Below are 15,497 nucleotides of genomic sequence, written 5' to 3'. Positions count from 1 at the left end.
TGAGTTTATTGGAATGAATCAGTCGGTTTATTGTGAAAATAATTCACGTAACTTATCGCGCTCGAGGTATATTTTGACTATCTAAACGCGGCTAATTTAGTTTAGTAACTATTTTTATAGAATGTTATTTCTGCTGTTTCAGGCATAATTTTTTTGAAAGGATGGCTGCACGAAATAGCGAAAGGAAATTGCGGAGCAGGAAAAATTGCTCGAAACACTATCAGAAACCCGGCCAGTATTTGGCCGGGTGAACGGCTTTAGAAAGCTACAGAACCTTGCACGAAGAAGGTGCGCGGCTCGCCGACATATTTGCCGGAATTGTTATCATTTGAACGAGTGAAATAACGTTGGTCAAATAGGTTTTTTACCCCAGCGCCTAACGTCAGATTTGACCACTGTGGCCCGAAATTATATTCGGCGCGAGTATTCCACACCATATAACCCGGAATATTACCAAACTGGCCGTCGGCGCTTTCTTCGGTAATATAAATCGGGCCGCTCCCCGGTGAACGCTGTTTAGATTGCGCATAGCTATCCAGATTCCAAGTCCAGTTTCCGGTCTGGTAACGGGTTCCAACGGTATATACCTGGCGGGAATAGAACGGTAGATCTTTACCCGCAAACGCGCCGCCTTCGGTCGTCGCTTTGGTGTAGGTATAGCTGGTATAAACGCTCACACCGTCCAGCGTCGGGTTCAATTCACTCAAATCGTAACTGAACGCCATTTCAATCCCTTGATGTTTGGTCGCGCCCAGATTGGTCCAGCCGATATCGTTGCTGATGTATTGCAGTTGGTTATCGAAATCAATGTAGAACAGCGTCACTTCTCCGGTGAGAAGTGTGTCGTCGAAGCGAGTACCAATCTCGTAGGTATGCGCCTTCTCTGCGGTCAGACCCGGCGCGGGCGCGTTACCGTTGCCACCTTTGCTCAGTTGGAAGTACTGCATACTGCCAAAAGAGGTATTCGCGTTAGCAAACAGCTTCCATTCATCAGACAGATGATACATCAGGTTCAGGGATGGCAGTGGCTCGCTGTAATGCTTCTCACGAGAAGTTTGTGAGAAAGAATCATCGACGTTAGTGCTGATTTTTTCATAACGCAGGCCCGGAGTGATTGTCCAGTTGCCAACGTTTACCGCATCATCGATATACACCGCGTGGGCTTCAGTGCCGCCAGAGGTGTGTTGGTAGTAATCCGGCGTCGCCGGTGTAGAAGACGCTGAACTCGGTGCATACCAGACAGAACGATATGCTTTCTCGTCCATGGTTTCATTCAGATAACGATAGCCTACCGTCACCTCATGGGAAGTGCTGCCTAAACGGAATAATTGGGAATAACTCGGCTCAATGGCCCAAGTGGTGTAATTGCGCGGATAGGCAACCATCCGTTTTTTACCCACATTATTGCCAGTGCCTTCAGATTCAATATTGCTACCGCGGAAGCTTTTGGTGAAATAAGTCAGTAATTCAAACTGCTTATCTTCTTCCTGATGCTTATATTTGAAAGACATATCGCGGCGACGGCCATCGAACTGATCGAATGGTCGAGTCGACTGGAAGGGGTTTTGCGCATATTGCGCACTGGTCAGGCCGCCTGGCATACCGGCGTGGGCTTCGTAATAATGGAAGTTGGCCAACAGCTCATCATTAGGCGTGATTTCATAACGAGTTTTCAGCAGAAAATCGTCGATGTCGGTATTGTCGTTACTATCGCGATACCCCTGGCCGTGTAAACCAGAGTACATCAACGCCGCGCCGAAGCCGTTATCCGCCGTCCCGCCTAAAGAAGCGCTGGATAGGGTTTTCAGGCCGCCGTGGCTAGCGCCCTGAGTCTGCGCGCTCACCGCGCCGCTAAACTCTTTAGGAATCGCTTTGGTATTGAAGTTAATAATTCCACCGACGTTCTGCGGCCCATAACGTACCGCACCGCCGCCGCGAATCACGTCGATAGACTGTAGATTTCCGATGGATAACGGCGCCATAGAGAGCTGTGGCTGTCCGTAAGGAGCCACCGCCAGCGGAATGCCATCCTGCAAAATGGTGGAACGCGGTGACAAACGCGAAGTTAAACCACGAACGCCAACGTTAAGAGAAATATCGCTACCGCCAGTACCGTTGCTTTCGCGCACCTGAACACCAGGAATACCGCGCAGTGAATCACCGATAGTCTGCGCACCTTTTTCCTGCAAACGCTGCTGGGTGACGATGGTTCGCGCCCCCGGATGATTCAGCACAACCGTACTGTTATCGGTGTTATCCAACCAGTTTCCCACTACCGAAAGCGTGTCGCTTTTACCCGTGGCGGGTGCATCCTGATTGGCCGTTGGCTGGTTATCATCAGCCTGAGTTTTTTTATCCGCGGCGTAGGTAGGCAATGCCAGCGCAATGGATGCAGCTAGCAAGGAAAGACGAGTAAAAGTAAACATATGAGGTTTATTCCGAAAGGAAATGTATATGAATGTATTTTTTAGAAACGCTAATCTTAATGATTCTGCTTACCAAGTAAATCGATATTGGCAATAAATCGAATCAGAGTTTATTTCAGTCGAAGTCTTGGCCGGCAAAGGTTTACGTAAAAAACCACAAACAAACATGACGCGCACAAGCCATTTGAGCAGAGCGAATATTCAAAATGGCAAATAATATTGCCTCAATAGAACAGGCTCAGAAATATCCTCCCGTAAGGGGAGGATTAGCAGGAGAAATGAGCGTGGCAGGAATTATTTAGCCTGAACCCAAAACACGCCGCTGTAATCCAGCGCGGTGTATTTTTGATGCAACATCTTGATATCTGCCAGAGGGTCAAGATCGCTAAATAGCTCCGGATGCAGGAATTTAGCAATGGCTTCAACGGCAATCACGTTGAACGGCGTATCGTAAAACTGATGATAAATCGCCATAACCTTCTTATCTTTGACCGATTGCAGCACGCTGATGCCGGTGCGATTCATCAGGTGTTTCAGACGCGCCTGCGTGGTAGCTTCATCGGTGCTATAACCTAGCGGAACCGCTAAAGTACCTCGGTGCCCGCGACTCCAGTCAGCGCCGGTCATCAGATAAAAATCCGGGTTACTGGCAATCAGTTGCTCGACGTTAACGTCTCCGCCCATTGCCGGAAACAGCTTGCTTCCAACGTTATTACCGCCTGCAACATCGATAAATTGTCCGAAACTGCCTTTCCCAAAAGTGCTGCAACAATCATCGCCTTTCATTCCGGCGCTGCGTTCGATAAACACGCTGGGGCGCTGCTCTGGTTTTAAGGCCGCAACCCGCTCACGAACCAAATCCAAACGTTGCTGATAGAACTGAATAAAGGATTCAGCGTTCGCCTCTTCGCCAAAGACTTTGCCGAGTAATCTCATACTTGGCACCGTATTGGTGAGCGGCTGCTGACGGAAATCGATGATTAATACCGGCAGTCCGGCTTTTTCCAACTGCCCTAACACGCCGCTGCTTTTCAGTTTTTCCAGCAAGCCAATATCAAAAATTATTAGATCTGGCCTGAAAACTACCGCTTGTTCCACGCTAAAATCAGAAACGTAGGGGTTTTCAAAAATAGGAATCTTATTGATTTCAGGGAATGTCTTCGCGTAAGCCTCTACCAGATCTGGCGCTTTGACTTTTAGCGAATTATCCCAAGCAATAATATTTTTTAGCGGCGTTTGCGGATGCAAAATATTCAGCGCCAGCAAGGCTCTGGCGTCAGCCAACATGACTTTGGCGGCGGGCTGAGGCAATGTCACTTCACGCCCCGCCACATCGGTAACCACAATAGGTGCAGCCAACGCAGACCAGGACATAAGGATCGCCAGCGAAGCCAATAGCCAGCGGGCTGCGCGGAGAAGACTAACGGACATGATATATCCTTGATAAATGCATAATAAGATTCGAACGCTAATGATAATCCATATCTTTTGTTTTTAAACTACCCAATATTTCTCACTGCAATAAAATCGATTAGATCACGTTATGACTCACTTTTTCTGATTACTTCAGGAATTTTGTTGCTTTGCTAAACCGATTCTTCTAATTTTAGCCACCAATAGGATCGGATAAATTTGAGGATCATCATGAAGAATTCAGTGTGGGTTTTAGGCGATGCCGTGGTTGATCTGGTGCCTGATAATTCAAATAGTTACCTTAAATGTCCCGGCGGAGCACCGGCAAACGTCGCCGTGGGAATTGCCCGTTTAGGCGGTAAAAGCGCCTTTATTGGCCGAGTGGGCAACGATAGCTTTGGCCGCTTTATGCAGCAGATATTGCAGCAGGAAAATGTCGATACCCGCTACATGACGCAAGATCCTCACCATCACACCTCAACCGTGGTGGTGGATTTAGATCGAAACGGCGAGCGATCCTTTACTTTTATGGTCAATCCAAGCGCCGATTTATTCCTACAACCCGATGATTTACCGGAATTTGAAGCCCATCAGTGGCTTCACGTTTGCTCCATTGCGCTCAGCCGTGAACCCAGTCGAAGCACCGCATTTGAAGCGATGAAGCGTATCAAAGCCGCCGGCGGTTGGGTCAGCTTCGATCCTAATATTCGGGAAGATATTTGGCAAAATCCGGAGGAATTGCTGCCGTGCCTGCATCAGGCGCTACAATTGGCGGACGTAGTCAAACTGTCGCTGGAAGAACTGGCATTTATCAGCGGAACCGATGAAACCACCCTAGCTATAGAGCAAATAATGGCACACTTCCCGTGCAAACTGCTGTTGGTTACGCTGGGGGCTGATGGCGTATGGCTGCATAATCGCACGGATTTGCAGCAATATCCGAGCCGCAAAGTCACTCCGGTAGATACTACTGGCGCAGGAGATGCCTTCGTCGCCGGGCTGCTGGCCGCCCTGGCTGACCAGCCAGACTGGGCCAAAGGCACAGATCTTCCCGCTGCAATCGCTCAGGCTCAAGCCTGCGGCGCACTGGCGACCACGGCCAAAGGCGCGATGACCGCGTTGCCAAGCTCCAGCCAACTGGCTCATTTTTTAAAAACCCCGGTTTAGCCCGCTGATACCTGCCGGATCTCTCTGTTTTATCGTAGTTATTCGGCAGTAACCGCTTATTTGCCTTTCCTCCAACCCCACTCTATATTTCCTGTCTGAACCTACCTGCCCGCTATTTTCTTTTCTGAAAGGAACTCAACGTGAAATCTTTGTCTGCGGTCTTGCTGCTCAGCGTCTTACCCGTGGCAGCTTTTGCTACACCAACACCTTTTGTTATTGATAAAGACCATAAAGGGCAATTAACTATTGAGCAGTTTGAAGGATCAAATAGCGACGGCGGGCGTTTCGAGGTGCTGTTACCCTCCGGAAAAACTCAGGAACTGGGCGGTTTTGAATTTATTGATGATGGTAAAAATCCGGGAGCCAGTTTCACTGATTTCAACTTCGATGGTTATAACGATATCGCCATCGATGTGCCGGTCGGCATGGTGAATTTTGAGACTTTCATCTACCTCTGGCAGCCTGAAGCAGGCCAATTTAAAGCACTAAAACCGAATAATCCTGGCGCCTGCGGCCAGTTTTCCGATGTGACGCTGGATGAGAAAAACAAAACCATCATTTCATCCTGCCGTGGCGGCCCAGTCTGGTATAGCGACAAATTTAAATACGATGATCAAGGGAAGCTTTATCTGGCCTCGGATATGGAATTAAACATGGGCGTTGCTCCCGATCACGACATTTCAACCTTCGCTTTTTTCGAACGATACTACGATCCTCAAGGTAAGAAAATCAGCCAACAGGCTATTGGGATTGAAGGTGAACCCTATGTTTATACAGTGAAAAATGAAAAGTTACGTCTGTATAATGCACCGAACAAAGCTCAGAAATCAGCGATGTATCTGGTGAAAGGCGATCAAGTCGCGATCGTGGATTTAACCGTTCTGGAAAACACCGATAAAACTTGGGTAAAAATCAAATATGCCAGCAAAAAGCGCGGTGATATTTATAAATGGGTCGCCGCCGATGAAACCGAACATTCAGCACCACAGGAGTCTGCGGTATTCAGGTAATGACCTCGCTTTAACCCCCCTCTGATTGAGTGACTTCTCCAGCGCGCCGATCCCGGCGCGCTTTTTTATGGCTAAAAACCCGGCCAGCTCCGTTTGAAACGATCGATTTGTAAGCTGGATCACAATGGCTGAAACGGGTTAGCAAAATGTTTTGCTAACTCAGGGTTAACTCCATTATGTTAGCCATGAAAAACCGGTTTAGCTGTTTAGCAAATAACAACGAATCACATATCGAGTGATATAAAAATGATGATAAAACCTAGCTATCTCGCTGTAACTATTGGACTTATTCTCTCATGCTCGGCCACCAGCGTTACGGCAGCTTCCACCAGTGACATTGAAGCGCGCTTAAATGCGTTGGAACAACGCTTACACCAGGCAGAGCGCCGGGCGCAACAGGCTGAAGCACGAGCAGAAATTGCAGAAAAACAGGCGAAAAAATTAGAAGCACGCACCGCGCAGGCGGAAGAAAAAACAGTAGAAGTGGCTAAGCGCACTGAGAAGCTGGAAAGCAAAACGCCAGCAGAAAGTGGCTTTGAGTTCCACGGCTATGCCCGTTCCGGGCTGCTGATGAATAGTAATGGTGCCCGTACCCAAGGCGGCCCGGACGTTACGCCAGCAGGCAGTACCGGCGGCAATATTGGGCGTTTGGGCAACGAACCCGATACTTACGTTGAGCTGAGTCTGGAGAAAAAACAGACTCTGTCAAACGGCGCAACGACTCGCTTTAAAGCGATGCTGGCAGACGGTCAGCGCGACTATAACGATTGGACCGGCAATAACAGCAAACTCAATGTGCGTCAGGCTTTCGTGGAATTAGGCTCTCTGCCGACTTTCACAGGCATATTCAAGGACAGTACTCTGTGGGCCGGTAAACGTTTCGATCGGGATAACTTTGATATTCACTGGCTGGATAGCGATGTGGTATTCCTCGGCGGCACCGGCGGCGGTATTTACGATGTGAAATGGAATGAAGATCTGAAAAGCAACTTTTCACTTTACGGTCGTAATTTCGGTGCCATTGAAGGCATCGATGATGACATCCAGAACTACATTTTCACTGCCAATAACTTCGCTGGCCCATTCCAGTTCATGCTAAGTGGCCTGCGTGCCAAGGATAACGATCAGCGGAAAATCAACGGCATTGTCGCCAGCGATAACGCAGCGGAGAAAGGCTTCCACGCTATGCTGGCCTACCACGGCGACAGCTTCTACGGCCTGCGCGAAGGAACAGCTAAAATCGCGGTGCTTTACGGCCACGGCTTAGGTGCCGAAGTAAAAGGCCTTGGCTCCGACGGCAATCTCAACGAAAGCGCCGATACCTGGCGTATCGCCACCTACGGCACCACGCCGCTCAGCAAGAACTGGAGTCTGGCACCGGCGATTATGGCTCAGCAGAGTGAAGATCGTTATGTTCAAGGTGACAGCTATAAATGGGTGACATTCAACGCCCGCTTTATTCAGGAAATTACCGAAAACTTTGCGCTGGCCTACGAAGGCACCTACCAATATATGAATTTAGACCCACGGGGCTACAACAACTATAAAGATGTCAGCGGCGGTTTCTATAAATTGACCTTCGCACCAACCTTTAAAGCCGGTGATATTGGGAATTTCTTCAGTCGTCCGGAACTGCGCGTTTTCGCTACCTATATGGACTGGAGCAAAGATCTGGATAACTACTCTCAGCAGGATGCTTTCGGTAAAAATGATTTTACCGCCGGTGGCCAATGGAACTTTGGTGTGCAAATGGAAACCTGGTTCTGATAATAACTGGCCGTCGAACCGCAATGACGGCGGACATACCATAAAGTCACCCTGTATATAAATAACAATGTATCGCTACGAGAAAGGCCGCTATGCGAATCTGAACGCGGCTTTGCTGGATAGAATGAGGGAAAAAAATGAACATGACTGAGACCGTTTCGGCTCTGCTCCCGCTGCTGGGAGGCAAGGAAAATATCGTCAGTGCCGCCCACTGTGCCACCCGTCTGCGGCTGGTATTGGCAGATGATAATCTGGTACAAAAATCCGCCATCGAAAAACTGGATGGCGTAAAAGGTTGCTTCAGTAACGCCGGTCAAATTCAGGTTATTTTCGGCACCGGTTTGGTCAATAAGGTTCACGCGGAATTTATCCGACAAACCGGCGTAAACGAATCCAGTAAATCTGAAGCAGCCGATCTGGCCGCAAAAAAACTCAATCCGTTCCAACGGGTCGCTCGTTTACTGTCGAATATTTTTGTGCCAATTATTCCGGCTATCGTCGCCTCTGGCCTATTAATGGGTCTGTTGGGGATGGTGAAAACCTATGGCTGGGCCGACGCCGACAACGCCATCTTTATCATGCTGGATATGTTCAGCTCCGCCGCCTTCATCATTTTGCCGATTCTGATTGGCTTTACCGCCGCGAAAGAGTTCGGCGGAAACCCTTATTTGGGTGCCACGTTGGGCGGGATTCTCACTCATCCGGCACTGACCAACGCCTGGGGCGTTGCGGGCGGCTTCCACACCATGAATTTTTTCGGATTAGAAATCGCCATGATCGGCTATCAGGGCACCGTGTTTCCGGTGTTACTGGCGGTCTGGTTTATGAGCATGGTGGAAAAACGGCTGCGAAAAGTGGTGCCTAACGCGCTGGATTTGATCCTGACGCCCTTCCTCACCGTGGTGATTTCCGGTTTTATCGCACTGCTGTTCATCGGCCCGGCAGGTCGGGTACTCGGCGACGGTATTTCAATGATCCTCAGCACTTTGATCACCCACGCAGGCTGGTTTGCCGGATTGCTGTTCGGCGGCCTGTATTCGGTGATAGTGATTACCGGTATCCATCATAGTTTCCACGCGATTGAGGCCGGATTACTGGGTAACCCAAACATTGGCGTTAACTTTCTGCTGCCGATTTGGTCGATGGCTAACGTTGCTCAGGGCGGTGCCTGTCTGGCGGTGTACTTCAAAACCAAAGATGTCAAAATCAAGGCTATAGCAGTGCCGTCGGCCTTCTCTGCCATGCTAGGTATTACCGAAGCGGCAATCTTTGGTATTAACCTGCGCTTTGTGAAGCCGTTTCTGGCCGCACTAGCCGGCGGCGCTCTGGGCGGTGCTTGGGTGGTTGCCAATCACGTCGGTATGACCGCCGTTGGTTTAACCGGCATTCCCGGTTTGGCTATCGTTCAAAGCAGTGCCATTGTCAGCTATCTGATTGGTTTGGTTATCGCTTTCAGCTCGGCCTTTATCATCTCGCTGCTGCTGAAATACAAAACGGACAGTGAATAATGCAAGAAGCCAGTTTACTCAAACAACTCACGTTGGCGGTGATGTCCGGTCAGGTTCGGGCCGCGCGGGATCCACATCGGCCCGGCTGGCATTTGGCTCCGTGCATCGGGCTGCTGAACGATCCTAACGGTTTTATCTATCACGCTGGCTACTATCATTTATTTTATCAATGGAATCCGCTGGCCTGCGCCCACGGCAGTAAATATTGGGGACACTGGCGCAGTGCGGATTTGATTCACTGGGAACATCAGCCTCTGGCGCTGGCACCGAGCGAAGAATATGAAAGCCACGGCTGTTACTCTGGCTCTGCGGTGATCCACGACGAACGCATTCACCTGATGTATACCGGTAATGTGAAATATCCAGATGGTAGCCGCACCGCATTTCAATGTCTGGCGCGAGAGAATGCGCGCGGAGAATTCGATAAGCTGGGGCCAGTACTGAGCCTACCTGCTGGCTATACCGGCCATGTGCGCGATCCGAAAGTTTGGCAGCACGACGGTCAGTGGTACATGGTGCTGGGCGCACAGGATCTTGAGCTGAAAGGCAAAGTGTTGCTGTTCCGTTCGCCGGATCTGCATCAATGGCAAAGTCTGGGTGAAATCGCTGGTTCTGGTATCAATGGTTTGAATGACTTCGGTTATATGTGGGAATGTCCGGATCTGTTTACGCTTGGCGACGAAGATGTGCTGATCTTCTGTCCGCAAGGGCTGGCAGCGGAGGCCGAACGTTATCGCAATACTTATCAGGCCGGTTATGTCTGCGGAAAACTCGATTATCAGCAAGGCCAGTTTAACCACGGTGCTTTCCACGAGCTGGACGCCGGATTCGAATTCTACGCCCCACAAACCACGCTGGCAGCGGATGGCCGCCGTTTACTGTTTGGCTGGATGGGCATTCCGAATCAGGATGAGTTATATCAGCCAACGGTGAATTACGGCTGGATTCACACGATGAGCAGTCCGCGCGAGCTGTCGCTGCGTAATGGCAAAATTATTCAGCAACCAGCCCGTGAATTAACCGCACTACGCACCGTTCTTTTCCAGTGGAAAGGAAGCGCCGATGCCGCACCACCGTTTCGCATCGACAATGCGGAAATCCAGTTGGAAATCAGCGGCGAGTTCACCCTACAACTGGCCGACACCATGACGCTGGAGTGGGACGGCGAGCGCCTGACTCTTAGTCGCAATAATCTGCGTACAGGCGAGCGAGAGTTCCGCTACTGGCGCGGTTCTGTGCATCAGTTACAGCTGCTTTTCGACCGCTGTAGCGTGGAAATCTTTATCAACAATGGTGAAGGCGTCATGACTTCCAGCTATTTCCCTCAGCCTGAACCACAGGCAATTTTCAGCGGCAAGGGTGAACTGCACCTGCGGCACTGGTTGTTACTGTCACCCATGTTAGAATAAGGGCATCTTTCCCGGTGGCAGATGCAGTCAGTGAAAAACAGTAAACGTGTTACTATTAACGATATAGCTAAACTGGCTGGTGTGTCTAAATCGACCGCCAGCCTGGTTCTGAATGGTCGCAGTAAGGAATATCGTGTTTCTGACGAAACCCGGGATCGCATTATCGCTCTGGCCAACGAACACAATTACCAGCCAAGTTTCCACGCTCGTTCTTTGCGATCGACCCGCAGCCATACTCTGGGTCTGGTGGTGCCTGAAATGACCAATCATGGTTTTGCCCTGATTTCCCGCGAGCTGGAAATGCTGTGTCGCGAAGCCGGGTTACAACTGCTTATCGCCTGCACCGATGAAAATCCTAGCCAGGAAATGATGGCGGTGAACAGTCTGGTGCAGCGTCAGGTTGACGGTTTGATCGTCGCCTCCAGCCAGCTGAACGATAGCGAATACCAAAAGATCAACACTCGGCTGCCGGTGATACAAATGGATCGGCTGATCGGCGAATCGGATCTTCCACTGGTAATCACCGATTCTATTACCTCTACCGCCACGCTGGTGGAGAAAGTGGCGCAGCAACATCAGGATGAGTTTTATTTCCTCGGCGGCCAGCCGCGAATTTCACCGACGCGCGACCGCCTGAGCGGATTTCAGCAGGGTTTACAGCGCGCTGGCGTAGAATGTCGCCCGGAATGGATACTCAACGGCAATTATCTGCCTAGCTCCGGCTATGAAATGATCGCTCAACTTTGCGCTCAATTGGGCCGACCACCGAAAGCGGTATTTACCGCCGCCTGTGGCCTGCTGGAAGGGGTGCTGCGTTACCTGAACCAATATCAATTGATGGATAGCGATATTCACCTGTGCAGCTTTGACGATCATTACCTGTTTGACTGCCTGCCGCTAAAAATCGATACCATCGCTCAGGACTGCCAAGGGCTAGCGCGTCATAGCTTCGAGATGGTTACCGCTCTGATCGCCGAGCAACCGTTAGAACAGCAGCGGCTGATTCTGCCGGGGCAAATTCACTGGCGTCATCCAGACTCTAAAGCTTGATAGGTTGAAAGCTCACTATTCCCTCAGTCAATTCGCTGCGAATAAAGTGACAGCCGCATTTGCCTGCGGCTTCACAGCAATTTAGACAATAATCAGAGTTAATAGTGATTCTCGGTTTTTGGAGATCACTGTCTGGTTGAGGTAAATCTATTTTGGCCCCAAAGTCTGCCCCGCTTCCTACTGAATCAGCTTACAACTCTCAGGCGCCGGCGGTTACGCCCGCACTGAATGATTCCTGGCAACGCTGTCATAAACTGATGCAACCCGCCACTTGGCGAATTCCGCATCGGGCGGCTGGCGCAACGTTCAGCTCGATATGCCAGCGTAAAAACGATCTGTTGGTTCTGGGACAAGCGGCGCTGGAAGATGCGTATGAATATATGGAATCCCGCGAGTGCAGCTTGCTTATTCTGGATGAAAGCGGCTGTACCCTGTGGCAATGCGGTCATCCGAAAACGCTGCGCCAGCTCAGTGAATTAGGTTTTACCGCCGGTAGCTACTGGGCCGAAGGTTTGATCGGTACTAACGCTCCGGCGCTAGCAATAGCCGAAGGTAACCCAATGCAGGTCAGCGGCAGTCAGCACTTTAAGCTGGCGCTACATCCGTGGCATTTCTGCGCAACGCCGGTATACGACAACAGCGGGCGACAGCGAGCCGTGATCGTGTTGGGCTGTTTGCTAACGGAAAAAGCCGCCAGTGATTTACCGCTGACGTTGGCTATTGCGCGGGAAATCGGTAATTCCCTGCATGCGGACAGCTTGCTGGCAGAAACCAATCGCCATTTGAATGAGTTAAACGCCCTGCTGGACGGCGTGGAGGACGGCGTGATGGCCTGGGATCAGCGTGGCTGCCTGCTGTATCTCAATCGGCGCGCCGCCGCCATTTTGCGGCTGGATGCAACCAATAGTCTGGGAAAACCGGTCAACCAGTTACTGACGCTTCCCGCTCTGCTGACCCACGCAATTCAGCAGCGCAGTCCTCTCAGCCACGTAGAGGTGACGTTTGAGAACCAACAGCAGTTTATTCCGGCGTTACTCACGCTAAAACCCATACCCGACGGCGATCGTTGCGGCTTTATCGCATTGTTGCATCCACAGGAACTGCTGCGCCAAATGGTACACAACCAATTGGGCCGGGCCAGCCATACCTTCGATGAGATGCCGGTTAGCTCTCTGGAAATGCGCCGTTTGGTTCGTTACGGCAAACAGGCAGCTAAAGGCCAGCATCCTATCTTGCTACACGGTGAAGAAGGCGTGGGAAAACAGCGACTAGGGCAGGCGATTCATAACGCCAGCGAACGATCCGATGGCCCTTATATCGCTTTGAACTGTCAGGCATTGCCGCAAAGCTTAATGGCACGAGAATTCCTCGGCAGCGATGCCAGCGAAGGCGAGGCCGGACAACCGAGTAAATTCGAGTTAGCCAACGGTGGCACATTATATCTGGAGCAGGTGGAATACCTGTCGCCGGAAATGCAGTCCGCGCTGCTGCAGATCGTTAAAACCGGCATTCTGATGCGCGTCAATTCCAATCGGGTGATTCCGGTGGATGTGCGGATTATTGCCGCCACTGGCGCGGATTTGCCGCTGCTAGTCAAACAGGGGCGTTTTCGCCGCCAGTTGTTCTATACCCTTCAGTCTTTCGAACTACATATCCCGCCGTTACGCCAGCGCCAACAGGATATTCAACTGCTGGTACACCATACCCTGCGGGATTTAGGGCAGCATTTTCACTGCCAGTATCAGACCGATGAAGACGTTAATCGCCAGCTCAATCAGTATCCGTGGCCGGGCAACGATCAGGAGCTGAAAAGCGTTGTCGAACGCGCTGCGATGTCCTGTCGCAATAACCGAATTCGTCTCAATGACTTACCTGAGCATTTGCTGGGTGAAAAATTGCTTCTTGAACCGGACGCCCCGCAGCCGCAGCCCGTGCTATCACTGCAAGAGCTAGAACGGCAGGCGATAATTCGCGCCGCGCTGGTGTGTCAGGGTCAGCTTAATGAAATGGCAACCTTGCTGGGCATTGGCCGCACCACACTGTGGCGTAAAGTGAAGCTGCACCGGCTGGATATCGGACAGTTTAAAGGCGGAGAAACGGTTTAATATCTTGATAGTTAAGCAGAGAAAAGGAGCCAATTCTGGCTCCTTTTCTCATATCGCTGAGAACATATTATTTTGCTGGAATATAGCTACTTTGATGGCGAGTCTCCTTCGCTCCGGTAGCTTACCCCTTGATTTTTAACACGCCACTGGCTGTATCCAGTTCAGCCATCATGCCTGTATGAGTGGCATCCAAACAGCCGCTCATCCCCACCGCCATTGGAATCCCCAAGGCGCGGGACAGGATCGCGCTGTGTGACACCGTGCTCCCCTGACTCAGGCAAATACCTTTTACTTGCTGTCGGCGCAGCCCGGCCAACGCCGATGGCATTAGCTCATCCGCCACCAGCAACGCGCTACCACCAATGTGCAACGAAACCAACGGCAAACCGGTCAGATGTCCCAGCGCCCGATTAAGAATATCGCGAATATCCAGCTCGCGAACCCGCAGGTATTCATCATCCAGCGCCTGATAATCCGCGGCCATTGCCATCAACTCACTTTGCAGGGCGGACTCGGCGCAAACACGTTCTTGAGCCATCCGCTGATTGACCGCCTGCTGCAGCTCTTCATCGCTGATTAGGAGCTGATGAGCGCTGAATATTTCCCCAAATTCTTCACCAAGCGTTTCTCCCACCTGCGCAGCCAGAGATTCCAAATCTGTCGCAGTTTGGATCAGCGCCCGTTGTAAACGTTGCTGTTCGTCCGCTACTTGTTCGGCACTGATAGTGCGGGGAATAAACGCCGTCATCGCAGGAGGAAGCTGGAGTATTGGCCCACGAACGACTCCGTTTGGCACCATAATTCCCGCTAGTTCCGCGTTATCCCCGTTCGCGACTGATTCACCAAAATGCTGCTGAGCCAAGTGTTCAAACGCAGCCAGCGCCAATTCGGCCTGAGCTCCGCGAGCTAGCAGGCGAATGGTATCCCCTTTACGTACTTGCAAAATCGCCAGTTGATTCAGGCTACGTGGGTTCACGCATTTACCGCTCTTTTCCAGCAGTAGCTCGGCGTCAAAAGGTGCCAAAGCCTCCACCAACTTTGCCGCTGGGCGAACGTGTAAACCGTTGGGATTTTGCACTCGCCAGCTGACGCTTTGCGCATCATCGCCGAATCCCGTCGCAGAGCCAGATTCTTCCGACTGGATTTCTTCGCCTAATTGGCCACTTTTCGCCACCAGCGCGCCCATAGCTTCGGCACGAACCTGTTGTAATGATGAGCCTGCCGATGCCGCGACTACCGCCGCTAGCGTGCCTTCTACCAAAGGAGCCGCGCACAGCAACACATTGGCCGCCATCTCCGGATCGAGTAGGTCCAACGCGGTTTCAGCGCTCAGCACGGCGCTACCAAGATCCATCAACACCAATACCCCGGCGGGATCGTAAACTGACTCAATGGCTTCCATCACTTTAATGGCGTCAGTGCCGATGGGATGATCCACGTCGTCCACCCCTGCGGCCAGAGCCAACCGACATCCGCCCTGCGCCATTTGCTGCGCCAGCTCGGCAACGCCCTGAGCCAGTAACGCACTATGGGAAACTACAACGATATTGACCATCTTTCCTCCTGGAATCTGATACTGCCCTGCGGTTATCGCACCGGCCTGACGGACACACTTTTGATACTTTATGGCAAGCAGTTCATG

10 protein-coding genes are annotated in these 15,497 nt (G+C 51.1%); 7 read left to right on the top strand and 3 right to left on the bottom strand.

Annotated elements, in window-relative coordinates; translation table 11 throughout:
- Nucleotides 1–257 precede the first annotated feature (257 nt).
- Nucleotides 258–2,426: a TonB-dependent receptor family protein gene (locus ACQ4OC_RS07255; protein WP_120805173.1), complete on the bottom strand. Its 2,169-nt coding sequence runs from the start codon at nt 2,424–2,426 to the stop codon at nt 258–260.
- Nucleotides 2,427–2,720: 294 nt separating this feature from the next.
- Nucleotides 2,721–3,857: an ABC transporter substrate-binding protein gene (locus ACQ4OC_RS07250; RefSeq protein WP_064516267.1), complete on the bottom strand. Its 1,137-nt coding sequence runs from the start codon at nt 3,855–3,857 to the stop codon at nt 2,721–2,723.
- Nucleotides 3,858–4,070: 213 nt separating this feature from the next.
- Between ACQ4OC_RS07250 and ACQ4OC_RS07245 the strand changes: the two genes are divergently transcribed.
- The 7 genes from ACQ4OC_RS07245 (at nt 4,071) to dhaR (ending at nt 13,855) form a co-directional block, all read left to right on the top strand.
- Complete coding sequence (locus ACQ4OC_RS07245) at nt 4,071–5,006, top strand: aminoimidazole riboside kinase (protein ID WP_430971050.1); 936 nt, start codon at nt 4,071–4,073, stop codon at nt 5,004–5,006.
- Between the two features lie 140 nt (nt 5,007–5,146).
- Complete coding sequence (locus ACQ4OC_RS07240) at nt 5,147–6,016, top strand: SH3 domain-containing protein (RefSeq protein WP_064516263.1); 870 nt, start codon at nt 5,147–5,149, stop codon at nt 6,014–6,016.
- Nucleotides 6,017–6,262: 246 nt separating this feature from the next.
- Complete coding sequence (locus ACQ4OC_RS07235) at nt 6,263–7,783, top strand: carbohydrate porin (RefSeq protein WP_084414336.1); 1,521 nt, start codon at nt 6,263–6,265, stop codon at nt 7,781–7,783.
- A gap of 137 nt (nt 7,784–7,920) precedes the next feature.
- Complete coding sequence (locus tag ACQ4OC_RS07230) at nt 7,921–9,291, top strand: sucrose-specific PTS transporter subunit IIBC (protein ID WP_120805169.1); 1,371 nt, start codon at nt 7,921–7,923, stop codon at nt 9,289–9,291.
- The gene (locus ACQ4OC_RS07225) at nt 9,291–10,700 is read left to right on the top strand and encodes a sucrose-6-phosphate hydrolase (protein ID WP_064516259.1); all 1,410 of its coding nucleotides are present in this window, start codon (nt 9,291–9,293) and stop codon (nt 10,698–10,700) included. The genes ACQ4OC_RS07230 and ACQ4OC_RS07225 overlap by 1 nt, the downstream gene beginning before the upstream one ends.
- 30 nt (nt 10,701–10,730) lie before the next feature.
- The gene (locus tag ACQ4OC_RS07220; protein ID WP_430971049.1) at nt 10,731–11,750 is read left to right on the top strand and encodes a LacI family DNA-binding transcriptional regulator; all 1,020 of its coding nucleotides are present in this window, start codon (nt 10,731–10,733) and stop codon (nt 11,748–11,750) included.
- Between the two features lie 152 nt (nt 11,751–11,902).
- Nucleotides 11,903–13,855 carry a dihydroxyacetone kinase operon transcriptional regulator DhaR gene (gene dhaR / locus ACQ4OC_RS07215; protein WP_064516255.1) on the top strand — a complete coding sequence of 651 codons (1,953 nt, stop codon included), beginning with the start codon at nt 11,903–11,905 and terminating at the stop codon, nt 13,853–13,855.
- Between the two features lie 121 nt (nt 13,856–13,976).
- Here the strand turns inward: dhaR and dhaM are convergent, their stop codons facing one another.
- On the bottom strand, nt 13,977–15,410 hold the full coding sequence (gene dhaM, locus ACQ4OC_RS07210; protein WP_120805167.1) for a dihydroxyacetone kinase phosphoryl donor subunit DhaM: 1,434 nt from the start codon (nt 15,408–15,410) through the stop codon (nt 13,977–13,979).
- Between the last annotated feature and the right edge of the window lie 87 nt (nt 15,411–15,497).

It is taken from the genome of Yersinia sp. J1 (assembly GCF_050586585.1).
Classification (GTDB): Bacteria; Pseudomonadota; Gammaproteobacteria; order Enterobacterales; family Enterobacteriaceae; genus Yersinia; species Yersinia entomophaga.
Note: the sequence above shows the minus strand (reverse complement) of the source record. Positions and strands in the feature narration are given on the sequence as shown.

What these genes read in the sequence shown, in the direction of transcription:
- ACQ4OC_RS07255 (WP_120805173.1), bottom strand. Translation starts at nt 2,426, where the DNA reads ATGTTTACTTTTACTCGTCTTTCCTTGCTAGCTGCATCCATTGCGCTG.
- ACQ4OC_RS07250 (WP_064516267.1), bottom strand. Translation starts at nt 3,857, where the DNA reads ATGTCCGTTAGTCTTCTCCGCGCAGCCCGCTGGCTATTGGCTTCGCTG.
- ACQ4OC_RS07245 (WP_430971050.1), top strand. Translation starts at nt 4,071, where the DNA reads ATGAAGAATTCAGTGTGGGTTTTAGGCGATGCCGTGGTTGATCTGGTG.
- ACQ4OC_RS07235 (WP_084414336.1), top strand. Translation starts at nt 6,263, where the DNA reads ATGATGATAAAACCTAGCTATCTCGCTGTAACTATTGGACTTATTCTC.
- ACQ4OC_RS07230 (WP_120805169.1), top strand. Translation starts at nt 7,921, where the DNA reads ATGAACATGACTGAGACCGTTTCGGCTCTGCTCCCGCTGCTGGGAGGC.
- ACQ4OC_RS07225 (WP_064516259.1), top strand. Translation starts at nt 9,291, where the DNA reads ATGCAAGAAGCCAGTTTACTCAAACAACTCACGTTGGCGGTGATGTCC.
- dhaM (WP_120805167.1), bottom strand. Translation starts at nt 15,410, where the DNA reads ATGGTCAATATCGTTGTAGTTTCCCATAGTGCGTTACTGGCTCAGGGC.